Source organism: Microbacterium sp. AG238, assembly GCF_003610405.1.
Taxonomy (GTDB): domain Bacteria; phylum Actinomycetota; class Actinomycetes; order Actinomycetales; family Microbacteriaceae; genus Microbacterium.
Genome location: NZ_RAQC01000001.1, coordinates 572,297 through 588,158, shown reverse-complemented (window position 1 = coordinate 588,158; position 15,862 = coordinate 572,297). Strand labels below are relative to the sequence as shown.

Genomic DNA, 15,862 nt, shown 5'->3' with positions numbered 1-15,862 from the left:
CGATGAAGACCGCCGAGATCGCCCAGCGTTACCTGGACTACTTCGAGAAGAAGGGGCACACGATCGTGCCCTCCGCATCGCTCGTCACCGACGACCCCGCGCTGCTGTTCACCGTGGCCGGCATGGTCCCCTTCATCCCGTACCTGTCGGGCGATGTGCCCGCGCCGTACTCGCGCGCGGCCGATGTGCAGAAGTGCATCCGCACCAACGACATCGAGGAGGTCGGCAAGACCCCTCGCCACGGCACCTTCTTCCAGATGCTGGGCAACTGGTCGTTCGGCGACTACTTCAAGGAGGGCGCCATCTCGTTCGCCTGGGAGCTGCTGACGAGCCCCGAGGCGGAGGGCGGCCTCGGGTTCGATCCGAAGGACCTGTGGGTGACCGTCTACGAGGAGGACGACGAGGCTCGCGAGCTGTGGCTGAAGCACTCCACGTTGCCCGAAGAGCGCATCCAGCGCCTCGGTAAGGACACCAACTACTGGAGCACCGGCCTGCCGGGTCCCGCCGGCCCGTGTTCCGAGATCTTCTTCGACCGTGGTCCCGCGTACGGGATCGACGGCGGCCCGGCCACCGACGACGACCGCTACGTCGAGATCTGGAACCTCGTCTTCATGCAGTACGAGATCGCCGATGTCCGCTCGAAGTACGACTTCACGATCGTCGGCGAGCTGCCGAACAAGAACATCGACACCGGCATGGGGCTCGAGCGGGTCGCCTTCATCAAGCAGGGCGTCGACAACATGTACGAGACCGACCAGGTCCGTCCGGTGCTCGACAAGGCCGTCGAGCTCTCGGGCAAGACCTACGGCGCGAACCACGACGACGACGTGCTCTTCCGTGTCATCGCCGATCACGTGCGCTCCTCGCTCATGCTGCTCTCCGACGGGGTCACCCCGTCGAACGACGGGCGAGGGTACATCCTGCGCCGTCTGATGCGCCGTGCCATCCGCTCGATGCGTCTGCTCGGCGTCGAAGGTCCGAGCTTCGCGGAGCTGTTCGCCGCGTCGCGCGACGCGATGCGGGAGGCGTACCCGATCGTCGAGACCGACTATGCGCGACTGTCGCAGTACGCCCTCGCCGAGGAGGCGACGTTCCTGCGCACGCTCGCCGCGGGCTCGGAGCTGCTCGACGAGTCGGTCGAGCAGGCAAAGAAGGCCGGCGAAGGCAAGCTGAGCGGCGCGCAGGCGTTCCTCCTGCACGATACCTACGGATTCCCCATCGATCTGACTCTCGAGATCGTCGAGGAGGCGGGACTCAGCGTCGACCGCGGCGCTTTCGACTCGCTGATGCAGGAACAGCGAGAGCGCGCCAAGGCGGACGCGCGTTCCCGCAAGGGACAGCTCGCCGACACGAGCGTGTACCGCGATTTCCGCGCGCAGGGCGAGACGGTCTTCACCGGCTACACCGAGCTGGAGACGGGCTCGCGCGTGCTCGGCATCCTGGTCGGCGGCGTCTCGGTCGACCGCGCCGCGCAGGGGCAGATCGCCGAGGTGATCCTCGCCGAGACGGCCCTGTACGCCGAGTCCGGCGGCCAGGTCGCCGACAAGGGCGTCATCGTGGGCCCGGGCTACGAGCTCGAAGTCCTCGACGTGCAGAAGCCGGTCCCCGGGCTCGTCAGCCACACCGTCGAGGTCACGACCGGCGAGGTGGCGGTCGGCGAATCCGCAACGACGGTGGTGGATGCCGCGAACCGGCGGGCGGCGCAGCAGGCTCACTCCGCCACGCACCTCGTGCACGCTGCCCTGCGCGACACGCTCGGCAAGAGCGCGACGCAGGCCGGCTCGCTGAACCGTGCCGGCTACCTGCGGTTCGACTTCTCGTGGGGTCAGGCGCTCTCGCCCGAGACCCGCACCGAGATCGAGGAGATCGCCAACAACGCTGTCCGTGACAACCTCGACGTCACAACGCGGATCATGTCGCTCGATGAGGCGAAGGCCGCCGGAGCCATGGCGCTCTTCGGCGAGAAGTACGGCGAGACCGTCCGCATGGTCGACATCGGGGGTCCCTGGTCGCGCGAGCTCTGCGCCGGCACCCATGTGTCGTCCAGCGCTGAGGTCGGCCTCATCAACCTCATCGGCGAGTCGTCGGTCGGCGCCTCGAACCGCCGCGTCGAGGCGCTCGTCGGGCAGGATGCCTTCCGCGAGCTGGCAGCCGAGCGCGCGATCGTCTCGCAGCTCACGACGTCGTTGAAGACGCCGCGCGATCAGCTCGCGGCCCGTGTCGCTGAGCTCGCCGCGAGCCTCAAGGCCGCGGAGAAGCGGATCGCCCAGTTCGAGGCACGCGCCCTCGCCGACCGGCTGCCGCAGCTCGTGGCGACGGCCTCGCCCGCGGGACCGTTCCAGATCGTCGCCGAGTCGCTGGGATCCGCGGGATCCGCCGACGATGTGCGCACCCTGGCGTTGCAGGTGCGCGAACGGCTCGGAGCCGACACCGCGGCGATCGTCGCACTGGGTGCCGTCGTCGGCGAGCGACCCGTCGTCGTGGTCGCCGCCAATGAGGCCGCGCGCGCCGCCGGCGCCAAGGCCGGCGTCCTGGCGAAGGCTGCGGCATCCGCTCTCGGTGGCGGCGGCGGTGGACGCGACGATGTGGCGCAGGGCGGCGGGACGGACGCTGCAGCGCTCCCGGCGGCGCTCCGCGCCGTCCGCGACGCGGCGAGCGGCTTGTGAGCGGATTCCGGCCCGGCGTCCGTATCGGCGTCGATGTCGGCACCGCTCGGATCGGCGTCGCGCGGTGCGACCGGGACGGTCTGCTGGCGGTGCCGGTCGAGACGGTGCCGCGTGGCGAGGGCGATCTCGCCCGTATCGCCGCCCTTGCGGCGGAGTACGAGGCGGTCGAGCTCGTTGTCGGGCTGCCGGTCGCGCTCAGCGGACGGGAGACGGCGTCGACGGCCGATGCGCGCGGCTTCGCCGAGGCCCTAGCCGCTGCCGGCCACTCCGTGCGCCTGGTCGACGAGCGGCTGAGCACCGTCAGCGCGCACAGCGCATTGCGCGGTTCGGGCCGATCCCAGCGATCATCTCGTAGCATTGTTGACCAGGTCGCCGCCGTAGTGCTCCTCCAGCAGGCACTCGACGTCGAGAAGAGCACCGGTAACCCGCCCGGCGCTTCCGTCGCACCCTCGCAGGAGCACCCCTGACATGACTGACCGCCCGCCGCACGACACCGGCGTCCCGACGAGCCGACGGGCAGCGCGCGCGGCCGCCCAGAGCACGGCATCCGCGCCGGGTGGTGCAGCGCCTTCCCGTGACGCCTCGCGTCCCGAGTACGCGCCGGCCTCCGCCGCTGAGCACCGTGCATCGGCGCACGCTCCGGCGTCCCGCGATCAGGCTCAGGGCGAGCAGCCGACGCACCAGCAGGCGCCGCGGGCCGCTGCGCCTGCTGCCGGCACACTCGACGCCCTGTTCACGGGTGAGGTCAGCACGCACGAGGTCGGCGCGGTGCCCAGCCGGCACGACCGCGATCGGAAGAAGAGCCGCATCGCCAAGTGGGTCGTGCTCGTCGTGATCCTGGCGATCGTCGGGGGCATCGGTGTGGGCGCAGCATGGGTCTGGAACACCTACGAGCCGCAGATCCGGTCGGTGATGGGCTGGGAGGAGCCGAAAGACTTCGAGCCCGGCGAGGCGACGGGCGAGGTGCTCGTGACCGTCGTCGGCGGCGACACCGGCTCGACGATCTCGCAGACGCTCTTCGACCAGGGCGTCACCAAGACTCCGACGGCGTTCTACGATCACTTGATCGCGACGGCTCAGAACCCCACCTTCCAACCCGGCGTCTATGCGCTGCAGCAGCGGATGACCTCTGAGGCCGCCCTCGCCCTCATCCTCGATCCGACGAGCAAGCGCCAGAACGCAGCGCAGCTGCGCGAGGGGCTGACGATGGATCAGACCGTCGAGGTGCTCGCGCAGGGAACGGGGATGCCGGTCGAGGACTTCACCGCCGCCGTCGCCGATCCTGCCGCCTACGGTGTCGCCGCCGACACGCTCGAGGGCTGGCTGTTCCCGGCGACCTATCAGTTCGACCCCGGCCTGTCCGCCGCCGACATCGTGCGCACGATGGTCGACCGTACGGTCGAGTCCCTCAACGCCGCGGGGGTACCGGAGGATCGTCGTGAGGAGATCCTCACGACGGCATCCATCATCCAGCGCGAGGCACGGCTGTCGGACGACTTCTACAAGGTGTCGCGCGTCATCGCGAACCGCCTGACCGACGGCATGCGTCTGCAGATGGACTCCACGGCGCAGTACGGGTACGACGAGATGCACGACGGCACGGCGAGCTCGTCCGCAGCGGCGCTGGAAGATGACAACGCCTGGAACACCTACGTCCGGGAGGGCCTGCCGGCCGGACCGATCGCGAATCCCGGCGACAAAGCTATCGATGCGGCCATGCATCCCGCCGAGGGCCCGTGGCTTTACTTCGTCACGTGGAACATGGACACCGGCGAGACGATCTTCTCGGCGACGTACGAAGAGCACCAGGCGGGCATCGACCAGTGGCACGCGTGGTGCGACGCGAATGACAACCGGGGCTGCTGACCTTTCGGCGCGCCCGCGTCGTCGTTTCGAGGTGTGGGGCTCGCCGATCGAGCACAGTCTGTCGCCGCTGCTCCACGCCGCGGCCTACGACCGGCTCGGCTTGCCGTGGACGTACGGGCGACGTCGGGTCGACGAGTCGTCGTTCGCACGCGAGCTGGCCGCGCTCGACTCCGAGGTGCACGGACTCTCGCTGACGATGCCGCTGAAGACCCTCGCGCACAACGCGGGTCGCCGACGGGATGCCGCGGCGAGTGCGACCGGTGCGGCGAATACGCTTGTGCGCTCCGGCGACGGGTGGGCGGCCTTCAACACGGATGTCGGCGGCCTGGCGGCTGCGCTCACCGAGATCGGTCTCGCGGGCGCGGCACGGGCGCGCATCGTCGGCGCGGGGGCGACGGCGACCTCGGCGCTCCTCGCCCTCGAGCGCATCGGCGTCGATCGCGTCGACATCGCCGCGCGCAGACCCGCCGCGGCGGCCCCTCTGCTGGCGCTCGCGGCGAGCCGTGGCATCGACGCGACGGTGTCGCCGCTGGACGCTCCCGCGGGCGACGTCGAGCTGACCGTGTCGACGCTGCCTGGAGACGCACCGGTCACGGATGCCGTCTCGGCGCGTCTCGCGGCCGTCGGCGGCACGCTGTACGACGTCGTCTACGGCACCTGGCCGACTGCGCTCGGACACGCGTGGCTGGCGGCCGGCCGGCCTGCTCACGCCGGGGCGACCATGCTGCTCCACCAGGCGGTGCTGCAGATCCGCATCTTCGCGACGGGATCGCCTGACGAACCGCTGCCCGGCGAGGAGGGCGTCGTCGCCGTCATGCGCCGGGCGCTCGTGGGAGGATAGACGAATGCTCCGCGTGCTCACGGCCGGCGAATCGCACGGCCCCGAACTCGTCGCCCTCATGGAGGGTCTTCCCGCCGGCGTGCCCGTATCGCGTGCCGCCATCCAAGCCGACCTCGCTCGGCGCAAGCTCGGCTACGGCCGCGGTTCGCGCATGAAGTTCGAGGAGGACGAGCTCACGATCTCGACGGGCGTGCGTCACGGCTTCAGCCTCGGCAGCCCGATCGCGCTGCGCATCGGGAACACCGAGTGGCCCAAGTGGGTCGAGGTGATGAGCCCCGAGCCCGTCGAGCTCACCGAGCGCTCGCGCGGACGCGGCGCCGCCCTGACGCGCCCCCGTCCGGGCCACGCCGACCTCGTCGGCATGCAGAAGTACGGCTTCGACGAGGCCCGCCCGATCCTCGAGCGTGCGAGCGCTCGCGAGACCGCCGCGCGGGTGGCGCTCGGTGCCGTCGCCCGCTCGTTCCTCGGCGAGCTCGGGATCCGCCTCGTCAGCCACACCCTCTCCATCGGCCCGGTCCGGGTGCCCGACGGCGCGCCCCTGCCGAGCCCCGACGACGTCGACGCCCTCGACGCCGATCCGCTGCGGTGCTTCCACGCCGACACGTCTGCGGCGATGGTTGCCGAGGTCGACGCTGCAAAGAAGGACGGCGACACGCTCGGCGGCATCGTCGAGGTCCTCGCATACGGGCTCCCGCCCGGGCTCGGTTCGCACGTGCAGTGGGACCGCCGTCTCGATGCGAAGCTCGCGCAGGCGCTGATGGGCATCCAGGCGATCAAGGGCGTCGAGGTCGGTGACGGGTTCGAGACCACGCGTCGTCGCGGCTCTGCGGCGCATGACGAGCTTTTCGCGACCGATGCGGGCATCGCGCGTTCCAGCGACAAGGCCGGCGGCACCGAGGGCGGGATGTCCACCGGTACCGTCCTGCGTGTCCGGGCCGGTATGAAGCCGATCGCGACCGTGCCCAAGGCCCTGCGCACCGTCGACGTCGCCTCGGGTGACTCTGCGACGGCGCACCACCAGCGCTCCGACGTCTGCGCCGTGCCGGCGGCGGGCGTCGTCGCCGAGGCGATGGTCGCCATCGTGCTCGCCGAGTCGGTGCTCGAGAAGTTCGGTGGCGACAACGTCGCCGAGACGCGTCGCAACCTCGAGGGATACCTCGCGGCGATCCCCGAGACGCTTCGCTCGGCGGCGTTCAGCGACGACGCGATCGGATGACAGCCCCGGCGATCGTCCTGATCGGACCGATGGGCGCGGGCAAGTCGAGCATCGGAAAGAAGCTGGCGCGCGTGCTCGGGTCGACGTTCACCGACAGCGACAGCCTCGTCGTCCGCGACCACGGCCCGATCGAGCAGCTCTTCGCGGCACACGGCGAGCACCACTTCCGCGAGCTCGAGAGACGTGCGGTCGTCGAAGCCCTCGGTCGCGGCGGCGTCGTCGCGCTCGGCGGCGGCGCGGTGCTGCATGCCGACACCCGAGCCGACCTGGCCTCGCACCGCGTGGTGCTGCTGACCGTGTCGGAACAGACGATCGCGTCCCGCCTCGCCGGGACCACGCGCCCGCTGCTGCAGGGCGACGACCCGGTGGGTCGCTGGCGCGAGGTCGCCGAGAGCCGTCGCGAGCTCTACGGACAGCTCGCCGACGCGCGATTCGACACATCCACCGGCCGGATCCAGGACATCGTCGACGCCATCGCGGCGTGGGCTCAGGAGGAGACGTCATGACAGACACCACCGTCATCGCCGTCGGGGGCGCCTCGCCCTACGACGTCACCATCGGGCGCGGCATCCTCCCGCTCGTCGGCTCGGCTCTGCCCGAGACCGCCCGCAAGGTGCTCATCGTTCACCCCCCGACGCTGTCGGCGCAGGCAGAGCGTCTGCGCGAGATGCTGGGCGCAGACCGCCAGGTGCTGCTCGCCGAGATCCCCGACGCCGAGCAGGGCAAGCGCGTCGAGGTCGCGGCGTTCTGCTGGCAGGTCATGGGCCAGGCCGACTTCACCCGGACGGACGCCGTCGTCGGATTCGGCGGCGGTGCCGTGACCGACCTCGCCGGTTTCGTCGCCGCGACGTGGTTGCGGGGCATCGCCGTCGTGCAGGTTCCCACGACGGTGCTCGGCATGGTCGATGCGGCCGTCGGCGGTAAGACGGGCATCAACACCGCGGAGGGCAAGAACCTGGTGGGGGCCTTCTGGCCCCCCGTCGCGGTTGTCTGCGACCTCGACCTGCTCGACGGGCTTTCGCGCAACGAGCGCGTCGCCGGGTTCGCGGAGGTCGTGAAGGCCGGCTTCATCTGGCACCCCGAGATCCTCGACCTCATCGAGGCCGATCCCGAGGCGGCGGTCGACCCGCACAGCGATGCGTTCCGGCGCAGCATCGAGCTCGCCATCGACATGAAGGCGAAGGTCGTGGGGGAGGACCTGCGCGAGGCGGGCCTTCGTGAAGTGCTCAATTACGGACATACGCTCGGGCACGCGATCGAACACGCCGAGCGGTACCAGTGGCGCCACGGCGCGGCGGTGTCCGTGGGGATGATGTTCGCCGCCGAGCTCTCGCGGCTGGCGGGCCGGCTCCCGGATGCCGCAGCCCAGCGCCACCGCGACATCCTCGAGACCCTCGGGCTGCCCACGTCGTACCGCGCGGGTGCGTGGCGCCAGCTGCTGGCAACGATGCAGCGCGACAAGAAGACGCGCGGCTCGATGCTGCGGTTCATCGTGCTCGACGACATCGCGAAGCCCACGGTGCTGCAGGCGCCCGACGAGTCGCTTCTCTTCGCCGCGTACCAGGAGGTCGGGGCCTGATCCCGCCGGTCATCGGTAGGGTGGGCGCGTGAACACCCCCCGACGCCTGCTGCTCGTCAACGGGCCGAACCTGAACCTGCTCGGCATCCGCGAGCCGGAGATCTACGGCCGCGAGACGCTCGCTGACGTCGAGGCGCTCGTGGCCGAGACAGCGGCCGAGCGCGGTGTCGAGGTGCGCTGCGTGCAGAGCAACCACGAGGGCGTTCTCATCGACGCCATTCACGAGGGTCGTACGGACTGCGCGGGCATCATCATCAACCCCGGTGGTCTCACACACACCTCCGTCGTCCTTCGCGACGCCCTCGCGGGAGTCGCGCTGCCGGTGGCCGAGGTCCACATCTCCGATGTCTCCCAGCGCGAGAGCTTCCGGCACCACTCCTTCGTCGCCGACGTCGCCGCCGTGCATGTCATCGGCGAAGGCGTCGCCGGATACGCGCGCGCGACGCGACAGCTGCTCGACATCCTCGCGTAGAATCGATCCTCGGCCCGTCGGCCGCCCGACCACACGAACGGAACTCCACACTCATGGCATCGACCGCAGACATCAAGAACGGCGTCGTCCTCAGCATCGACGGTCAGCTTTGGAACGTCATCGAGTTCCAGCACGTCAAGCCCGGCAAGGGTGGCGCGTTCGTGCGCACGAAGCTGAAGAACGTCGTGTCGGGCAAGACCGTCGACCGCACCTACAACGCAGGCGCGAAGATCGAGATCGAGAACGTCGACCGCCGCGATTTCACCTACCTCTACAACGACGGCGACAACTTCGTCTTCATGGACGTCGACGACTACGACCAGATCACGGTTCCCGCCGCCACCGTCGGCGACGCCAAGAACTACCTGCTCGAGAACCAGCAGGTGCAGATCGCGCTGAACAACGGCAACCCGCTCTACATCGAGCTCCCCGCTTCTGTCGTGCTCGAGATCACGTACACCGAGCCCGGCCTGCAGGGCGATCGCTCGTCGGCCGGCACGAAGTCCGCGACAGTCGAGACCGGGTACGAGATCCAGGTTCCGCTGTTCGTCGAGCAGGGCACGAAGGTCAAGGTCGACACCCGCACGGGTGACTACCTCGGCCGCGTGAACTGACGCCGGTCCTCGTCCGATGAGCGCTCGCTCCAAGGCGCGCAAGCGCGCCCTCGACATCCTCTACCAGTCCGACATCCGCGGCGACGACCTCGGCGTGACCCTCGCCGCCGAGGCGAAGCGTGCGGCGCTCGAGCCCGCGCGCGAGGCATCGTGGCTCTACGCCCGCGAGATCATCGACGGCGTCATCGACAATCGCGACGAGATCGACGAGCAGATCACCACGTTTGCGAAGGATTGGTCGCTGGCGCGGATGCCGGCCGTCGATCGGGCGATCCTGCGACTGGGCGTCTGGGAGATCGTGTACAACGACGCGGTTCCCCCCGCGGTCGCGATCGACGAGGCCGTCGAGCTGGCGAAGGAGTTCTCGACCGACGGTTCGAGCGCGTTCGTCCACGGCGTGCTCGGCCGGGTCGCGCGACTCGGCTGACCGACGTCGGAGGTACGCGCGAGGATCCTCGGATGAGGCCGAATCCGTGACCGTGAGGGCGACGCCGTCGTGGCGTACGGTTCTGCTGCCAGCGGCGACCGGTGAGAACACCGTCGCGCTCGGCCTGCAGCTGCGGCAACGAGAGAGCGCCTCGGCGGCTCATTGGGGCCCGCGGCGCGTGCTTCCGGCCACGGCGCGCAGCGTTGCGACGTCCGACGGCGAGCTCCGACTCGCCGCCCGCCCGCTGTCGCGGAGCGGGGCGAGCGGGCGATGGGTGCAGGGCGACGAGACCTGGGAATCGCTGCGGCGCGGCGCCTGGCGTGTCGACCCGTCCCGGGCGCGATGGTTCTCGACCCTCTACGGCATCGCTCACGACGCACGACTCCTCGGCGGATACGGCGACTCGGACTGGTTGACGATCGACGGCGCCGACTCGGAGCTGCTCTGGCCTCACTTGCGTTCTGCGGCGCAGCTCGGCATCCCGATCGTGGCGACGCGGCCCGACCAGGATGTCAGGCTCGGTGATTCGGCCTCGGTCGAGGTGCGCGTCGAGGGGGCCGCCGACGGCGGCTTGCTGCTCACACCCGTCGTGCGCTTCGACGACGGCGACGCCGCGGCGCATGCACGCCCCATCGGCCACGTCGGGGTCTACGGGATCGATCAGGCGGGCGATTCGCTCCGCGTCGTGTTCGCGCAGGGGGGCGTCGGACCCGGGGTGCGTTCTCTGCTGGCCGCAGGGAGCCCGGTCGCCGTGCCGGCGGCGGAGCGCGACGACTTCCTCCGTGAGGCCTACCCGCAGCTTGCGCGGGAGGGGGTCGTGGCAGCCGGGCCCGGGGTGCGGCTGCCGGCGCCCGCGCGTACGACCGTGGTCGTCACGGTCGATCAGCGTCCGCGCGACGAGCTGGCCTACACGATCGTCTGGCAGGTGCCGGGGGTCGGTCGTGTGCCCTGGGAGAGCGCGGCGGGCTCCTCGTCGGCTGACGCCGAGTTGCGGACGTCGCTCGAGGCGGCCTGGGCCAGGGCGACCGAACGCCCCTTCTCGCCCGGGGGAACCCGGAGCGGCATCGACGCCGCCGAGTTCACGAATGAGGTCCTGCCGATGCTCCAGACGGTGGATGGGGTCCGCGTCGAGACCTCGGGCGTGGCGCGTTCGTATCGCGAGCTCTCCGGCGATCCCCGCATCCGGGTGCGTACGGTCGAGACGAGCGACGCCGACTGGTTCGAGCTCGGCGTGCACGTCGAGGTCGAGGGGCGCCGCGTGCCGTTCCGGCCATTGTTCACCGCACTCGCGCAGCGGCGGAAGAAGATGCTGCTCTCGGACGGCGCCTACTTCTCGCTTTCGCACCCGGCGCTGGACCGTCTCCGAGAGCTCATCGAGGACTCACGCGACCTCGTCGAGTGGGACACCGGCGGCACGCGGGTGAGTCGCTACCAGCTGCAGCTCTGGTCGGACTTCGAGGACCTCGCCGACGAGGCCGAGCCCGCGGTCCGCTGGCGCGCCGCTCTCGATCGTCTGCGCGCGGACGAATCGGTAGGCGGTCGCCATGCTCAGCCGCCTCCACCGGCGGGCATCACCACGACGCTCCGTCCCTATCAGCGCGAGGGGTTCGCGTGGCTCGCGGCACTTCGCGACGCCCGGCTGGGCGGCATCCTCGCCGACGACATGGGCCTCGGGAAGACCCTTCAGCTGCTGGCGCTGCTCGAGCGCGAGCGGGAGCGCGGCGAGACCCATCCGGCGCTCGTGGTCGCGCCGACCTCGGTGGTATCGGCGTGGCGCGACGAAGCGGCACGTCACGCTCCCGGCCTGCGGATCGCCGTCGTCGAGCAGGTGGGAGCGCAATGGTCGGGGGCGGAGACCGACGTCGTCGTGACGTCGTATGCGCTCCTGCGGCTGGACGCCGCGTCGTACGCCGCCCATCGCTGGTCGACGGTCGTGCTGGACGAGGCACAGTATGTGAAGAACCCCCGCACCCGCGTGCACCGCGCGGTGCTCGGCCTCCAGGCGGACGTCATCTTCGCCGCGACCGGAACCCCGCTCGAGAACGGCCTCACCGATCTCTGGTCGATCCTGTCGCTGACGAGCCCGGGGCTGTTCCCGTCCGCGCGCCGCTTCCGCGAGGAGTACGTGAAGCCGATCGAGCACGGACGCGTCGACGAGAACGCCGAAGGCGGGTCCGCCCGAGAACGCCGTCTCGCGCGGCTCCGGCGTCGTGTGCAGCCGTTCCTGCTGCGGCGCACGAAGGACGTCGTCGCAGCCGATCTCCCACCGCGGCAGGAGCAGGACGTGCGCGTCGAGCTGTCCAGCGGGCACCGCGCGGTATACGAGCGTGTGCTGCAACGGGAGCGGCGGAAGGTGCTGGGGCTGCTCGATGACCTCGACAGCCAGCGATTCATCGTCTTCCGCTCGCTGACACTGCTGAGGATGCTCGCATTGGCACCAGCGCTCGTGGATGTCGGCGGGCCGGGAATCGTCCCGAGCAAGCTCGACGCGCTCCGAGATCGCCTCGATGAGGTCATCGCTGAGGGTCATCGTGCTCTCGTGTTCAGCCAGTTCACCTCGTTCCTCGACATCGTGGAGGACGATCTGCGGGCGCACGGTGTCGGCGTCGTGCGGCTCGACGGCTCGACCACCCGCCGTGCCGATGTCGTCGAAGCCTTCCGCCGTGGACAGGACCCCGTGTTCCTCATCAGCCTCAAGGCCGGTGGTGTCGGGCTGACGCTCACGGAAGCGGACTACGTCTTCCTCCTCGACCCGTGGTGGAACCCTGCGGCCGAGCAGCAGGCGATCGACCGGACGCATCGCATCGGTCAGGACCGCCCGGTCACCGTCTACCGGCTCATCGCCGCCGGCACGATCGAGGAGAAGGTGGTCGAGCTGCAGCGGCGCAAGGCGCGCCTCATCAGTGCCGTGCTCGACGCGGACGGCGCGTTCTCGAACGCCTTGACGGCGGACGACATCCGCCAGCTGCTCGCGTGAAGCGCGGACCAGCCCGCAGACGAACTGACACGGCCTGCAGCGGCCGGTCGTCGGCGGGGCCTCACGTAGACTCGACCAGTCGCAACAGGAGGTCATCGTCATGCGCATCACAGGCCTGGGACACGCGGGAATGTTCATCGAGACGGCAGGGGGCAGCATCCTCTGCGACCCGGTCGTCGGACCGAGCTTCTTCGGCTCGTGGTTCCCTTTCCCCGACAACCGTGGACTCGACTGGGAACGTTTCGGGCGCGCCGACTTCCTCTACATCTCGCACCGGCACCGTGATCACTTCGACCCGGCTCTGTTGCGTGCGCACGTGCCGACCGACATCCGTGTGCTGCTGCCCGAGTACCCGACCGACGACCTCGAACGCGATCTTCGCGATCTGGGATACGACAACATCATCTACACCCAGGCCGGTGTGCCCCTCGAGTTCGGCGATCTCACGCTCATGGTCACCCCGCTCCGGGCACCGAGCGACGGTCCGATCGGCGACTCGTCGCTGTCTGTCGACGACGGCACGGCCTCGGTGCTGAACCAGAACGACTCGCACCCGCTGGACCTCGACAAGCTGATGTCGTTCGGCAAGCCCGACGCCTACTTCACGCAGGTCTCCGGGGCCATCTGGTGGCCGATGGTCTACGACCTACCCCAGGACGCGAAGCAGAACTTCGCTCAGCTCAAGCGCGACGCGCAGAACAAGCGCGCGATGTACTACATCGACAAGGTCGACGCGCCTCACGTGTTCCCGATGGCCGGGCCCCCGATGTTCCTGCGCGAGGAGCTCTTCCGCTACAACGGCTGGGGCGAGCAGAACGACTCGATCTTCACGGATCAGGCGCAGTTCCTGGCGCACATGAAGGAAGAGCGGCCCGACCAGAACGGTTACCTGTTCGTTCCCGGAACACAGGTGGACCTGAATCACGGCGCTCTCGAGATCACCCAGACGCTCTACACGGATGCCGAGATCGAGCGCATCTTCGCCGACAAATGGAGCTACCTCGCCGAGCAGCGCGACAGCCGCCAGGACGAGGTGCGCGCCGAGGTCGAGCGCCGCGCCGCGGTGCTGCCGCCGGACGAGATGCTCGCCGCGATCAAGCAGTGGTGGGAGCCGCTCCTGCGGCGTGCGCGGACGATCCGCAACGGTGTGGGCGGGATGGTTCGGTTCCGCATCGGCGAGCTCGACATGGTCGTCGACTTCCCCAAGGCGAAGGTGCGCGAGTACGCCGGGGAGGAGTGCATCTACTGGTACACGATCCCCGCCGACCTCGTATCGACGAACATCCGAGACCACGAGATCGACTGGTCGAACTCGATCTTCCTGTCGATGCAGTTCGAGGTCGGTCGCAGCGGCAAGTTCAACGAGTTCCTCACCACGTTCCTCAAGTGCCTGTCGCGTGACCGCATCGAGTACGTCGAGAACTGGTACGCCGAGCAGTCGGATCAGACCGAGGATGCCGAGCTCGGCGATTGGACCGTGCAGCGACGCTGCCCGCACCTGCGCGCAGATCTGACGAAGACCGGGAAGATCGAGGACGGTGTGCTCACCTGCTCGCTCCACGACTGGAAATGGGATCTCGCTACCGGACGCTGCCTGACCACCCAGGGGCACCCGATCCGCGCGAGCCGCATCATCGAGACGGCGAACGCCACGAATCCGGCGGCCTGATCGAATCGGGACGGGCGCCGGGGTGGCCGATCACGACGTGATCAGCCACCACCAGATGAGCAGCAGCGTGACGATGAATCCGCCGAGCTGATTGAGCCAGAGGAACCGGTCCCAGCCGGCGGTGGCCCGCTCGCAGGTGTCGTCGGTGATGTTCCGGAACGGCCAGAGGGTGATGAGGTACGGGATCACGACGAGGGCCGCAAGAGGCCCGGGCCACTCGGTGGCGAGCATGAGCACCCCCGCCAGGACGTAGCAGGCGAGCGCGAACCGCACGGTCCAGCGTGCGCCGCGGACGGTCGCGAGGGAGGCGATTCCCGCTTCGCGGTCTGCGCCGACGTCCTGGACGGCGCCGAAGGCGTGCGAGGCGACGCCCCATGCGGCGAATGCCAGCACGATGACGGTGAGCTGCCAGGTCCAGGTAGCCCCCGCCAGCACGAGCCCGTACACCGCAGGCGAGAAGAAGTGGATGCTGCTCGTCACCGAGTCGGCGAAGGGGCGCTCTTTGAGGCGCAATGGGGGAGCGCTGTAGAAGACGACGAAGAAGAGGCTCGCCGCGAGGACGAGCCACGACAGCGGCGACCCGGTGAGGACGAGGTATGCCACGAAGGGCAGACACGACAGGCCCGCAGCCCACAGGGTCGCCCGGTGCGCGCCGCGATCCAGGATCGCGCCGTGCGCTCCGCCCTTCCGAGGATTCCTCAGGTCGGACTCGTAGTCGAAGACGTCGTTGATGCCGTACATCGCGAGGTTGTAGGGCACGAGGAAGAAGAGGGTACCGATGATCAGCGTCGCGTCGATCTGGCGCGTGGTGAGCAGATAGGCCGCGGCGAACGGATACGCGGTGTTGATCCAGCTCACCGGGCGCGAGGCGATGAGGAGTTGACGTGCGAGCGCGAGGGCGGTCATCGGTTCGGCTTCTCCAGGAGAGTTGCGACGGCCGGCACCAGGAAGGCCGCGCACAACGGGTACGCGAAGTCCTCGAGCGGTGCCAGGCCGATTCGGATGCCGCTGAGGTGCTCCTCCGGGTAGGTGAACAGCCCTGCGGCGATCATCACGTTATCGAAGACGGCCGTCAGCAGGATGAGCACGACGGCGGCTACCGCCGACCAGGCCATGCGCGCGGCGAATCGCGGACGACGGGCTGACGCCGCCGTCACGACGATCGTCACGATGACGAAGGGAATGACGATGATCGGGTAGGTCACGGCGCAGCATCCGTTCGCCGTTCCTCGTGCCACCGTCTGGCGCCGCCGTACGCCACGAGCGCCAGGTAGCTGAGGAAGAGCAGGAAGACCGGCTCTTCGAGCGGAAGGTGCGGGGCGAGGTCGATGCCCAGCAGTGACGCGCTGCCGCCCTTGACGAAGACGCCCGTCGCGATCCCCACCGCGTCCCAGACGAGGAAGAACACCGTGCCCGCCAGCGCGGCGACGATGGTTCGCCGTCGGTCGCGCCAGAACGCGAGCCGGAACCGCCGATCGAGCAGCCCGACGCCGCACAGCGACACGAGCAGGGCGATCAGGTACAGGCCCGGCAAC

Annotated in this window: 15 protein-coding genes; 12 read left to right on the top strand and 3 right to left on the bottom strand. The window is 69.5% G+C overall.

Features of this window, described 5'->3' with window-relative positions; all coding sequences use genetic code 11:
- Positions 1 to 2 precede the first annotated feature (2 nt).
- From alaS to DEU36_RS02715, 12 genes are all read left to right on the top strand, one after another.
- A complete protein-coding gene (alaS, locus tag DEU36_RS02770; RefSeq protein ID WP_120262821.1) occupies positions 3 to 2,666 on the top strand; it encodes an alanine--tRNA ligase in 2,664 nt (887 codons plus the stop codon).
- Positions 2,663 to 3,133, top strand: coding sequence for a Holliday junction resolvase RuvX (ruvX, locus tag DEU36_RS02765; protein ID WP_120262820.1), 471 nt, complete (start codon positions 2,663 to 2,665; stop codon positions 3,131 to 3,133). Before alaS ends, ruvX begins: the two co-directional genes overlap by 4 nt.
- Before the next feature lies 1 nt (position 3,134).
- Complete coding sequence (gene mltG / locus DEU36_RS02760) at positions 3,135 to 4,532, top strand: endolytic transglycosylase MltG (RefSeq protein ID WP_120262819.1); 1,398 nt, start codon at positions 3,135 to 3,137, stop codon at positions 4,530 to 4,532.
- Positions 4,513 to 5,373, top strand: coding sequence for a shikimate dehydrogenase (locus DEU36_RS02755; protein ID WP_120262818.1), 861 nt, complete (start codon positions 4,513 to 4,515; stop codon positions 5,371 to 5,373). Before mltG ends, DEU36_RS02755 begins: the two co-directional genes overlap by 20 nt.
- Before the next feature lie 4 nt (positions 5,374 to 5,377).
- Positions 5,378 to 6,589, top strand: a complete 1,212-nt coding sequence (gene aroC, locus DEU36_RS02750; protein ID WP_120262817.1) for a chorismate synthase — start codon at positions 5,378 to 5,380, stop codon at positions 6,587 to 6,589.
- On the top strand, positions 6,586 to 7,095 hold the full coding sequence (locus DEU36_RS02745; protein ID WP_120262816.1) for a shikimate kinase: 510 nt from the start codon (positions 6,586 to 6,588) through the stop codon (positions 7,093 to 7,095). The genes aroC and DEU36_RS02745 overlap by 4 nt, the downstream gene beginning before the upstream one ends.
- Positions 7,092 to 8,168, top strand: a complete 1,077-nt coding sequence (gene aroB, locus DEU36_RS02740; RefSeq protein WP_120262815.1) for a 3-dehydroquinate synthase — start codon at positions 7,092 to 7,094, stop codon at positions 8,166 to 8,168. Before DEU36_RS02745 ends, aroB begins: the two co-directional genes overlap by 4 nt.
- 28 nt (positions 8,169 to 8,196) lie before the next feature.
- Entirely contained in the window at positions 8,197 to 8,640 is a 444-nt protein-coding gene (aroQ, locus tag DEU36_RS02735; RefSeq protein WP_120262814.1) for a type II 3-dehydroquinate dehydratase, read from the top strand.
- A gap of 53 nt (positions 8,641 to 8,693) precedes the next feature.
- Positions 8,694 to 9,254, top strand: coding sequence for an elongation factor P (gene efp, locus DEU36_RS02730; protein WP_112614292.1), 561 nt, complete (start codon positions 8,694 to 8,696; stop codon positions 9,252 to 9,254).
- Between the two features lie 16 nt (positions 9,255 to 9,270).
- Positions 9,271 to 9,681: a transcription antitermination factor NusB gene (nusB, locus tag DEU36_RS02725; protein ID WP_120262813.1), complete on the top strand. Its 411-nt coding sequence runs from the start codon at positions 9,271 to 9,273 to the stop codon at positions 9,679 to 9,681.
- A 46-nt stretch (positions 9,682 to 9,727) separates the two neighbouring features.
- Positions 9,728 to 12,658, top strand: a complete 2,931-nt coding sequence (locus tag DEU36_RS02720) for a DEAD/DEAH box helicase (RefSeq protein WP_259455194.1) — start codon at positions 9,728 to 9,730, stop codon at positions 12,656 to 12,658.
- A gap of 100 nt (positions 12,659 to 12,758) precedes the next feature.
- A complete protein-coding gene (locus DEU36_RS02715) occupies positions 12,759 to 14,327 on the top strand; it encodes a Rieske 2Fe-2S domain-containing protein (RefSeq protein WP_120262812.1) in 1,569 nt (522 codons plus the stop codon).
- Between the two features lie 30 nt (positions 14,328 to 14,357).
- On the opposite strand, the gene DEU36_RS02710 is transcribed toward DEU36_RS02715, so the two are convergent.
- From DEU36_RS02710 to DEU36_RS02700, 3 genes are read right to left on the bottom strand one after another with little or no spacing between them, the layout of a single operon-like run.
- Positions 14,358 to 15,233, bottom strand: a complete 876-nt coding sequence (locus DEU36_RS02710; RefSeq protein ID WP_120262811.1) for a prenyltransferase — start codon at positions 15,231 to 15,233, stop codon at positions 14,358 to 14,360.
- Entirely contained in the window at positions 15,230 to 15,532 is a 303-nt protein-coding gene (locus DEU36_RS02705) for a lycopene cyclase domain-containing protein (protein WP_120262810.1), read from the bottom strand. Before DEU36_RS02705 ends, DEU36_RS02710 begins: the two co-directional genes overlap by 4 nt.
- Positions 15,529 to 15,861, bottom strand: coding sequence for a lycopene cyclase domain-containing protein (locus tag DEU36_RS02700; RefSeq protein WP_120262809.1), 333 nt, complete (start codon positions 15,859 to 15,861; stop codon positions 15,529 to 15,531). Before DEU36_RS02700 ends, DEU36_RS02705 begins: the two co-directional genes overlap by 4 nt.
- Between the last annotated feature and the right edge of the window lies 1 nt (position 15,862).

Excerpts from the sequence above, each read along its gene's own strand:
- alaS (WP_120262821.1), top strand. The coding sequence starts at position 3 with ATGAAGACCGCCGAGATCGCCCAGCGTTACCTGGACTACTTCGAGAAG.
- mltG (WP_120262819.1), top strand. The coding sequence starts at position 3,135 with ATGACTGACCGCCCGCCGCACGACACCGGCGTCCCGACGAGCCGACGG.
- DEU36_RS02755 (WP_120262818.1), top strand. The coding sequence starts at position 4,513 with ATGACAACCGGGGCTGCTGACCTTTCGGCGCGCCCGCGTCGTCGTTTC.
- aroC (WP_120262817.1), top strand. The coding sequence starts at position 5,378 with ATGCTCCGCGTGCTCACGGCCGGCGAATCGCACGGCCCCGAACTCGTC.
- DEU36_RS02745 (WP_120262816.1), top strand. The coding sequence starts at position 6,586 with ATGACAGCCCCGGCGATCGTCCTGATCGGACCGATGGGCGCGGGCAAG.
- aroB (WP_120262815.1), top strand. The coding sequence starts at position 7,092 with ATGACAGACACCACCGTCATCGCCGTCGGGGGCGCCTCGCCCTACGAC.
- efp (WP_112614292.1), top strand. The coding sequence starts at position 8,694 with ATGGCATCGACCGCAGACATCAAGAACGGCGTCGTCCTCAGCATCGAC.
- nusB (WP_120262813.1), top strand. The coding sequence starts at position 9,271 with ATGAGCGCTCGCTCCAAGGCGCGCAAGCGCGCCCTCGACATCCTCTAC.
- DEU36_RS02715 (WP_120262812.1), top strand. The coding sequence starts at position 12,759 with ATGCGCATCACAGGCCTGGGACACGCGGGAATGTTCATCGAGACGGCA.
- DEU36_RS02710 (WP_120262811.1), bottom strand. The coding sequence starts at position 15,233 with ATGACCGCCCTCGCGCTCGCACGTCAACTCCTCATCGCCTCGCGCCCG.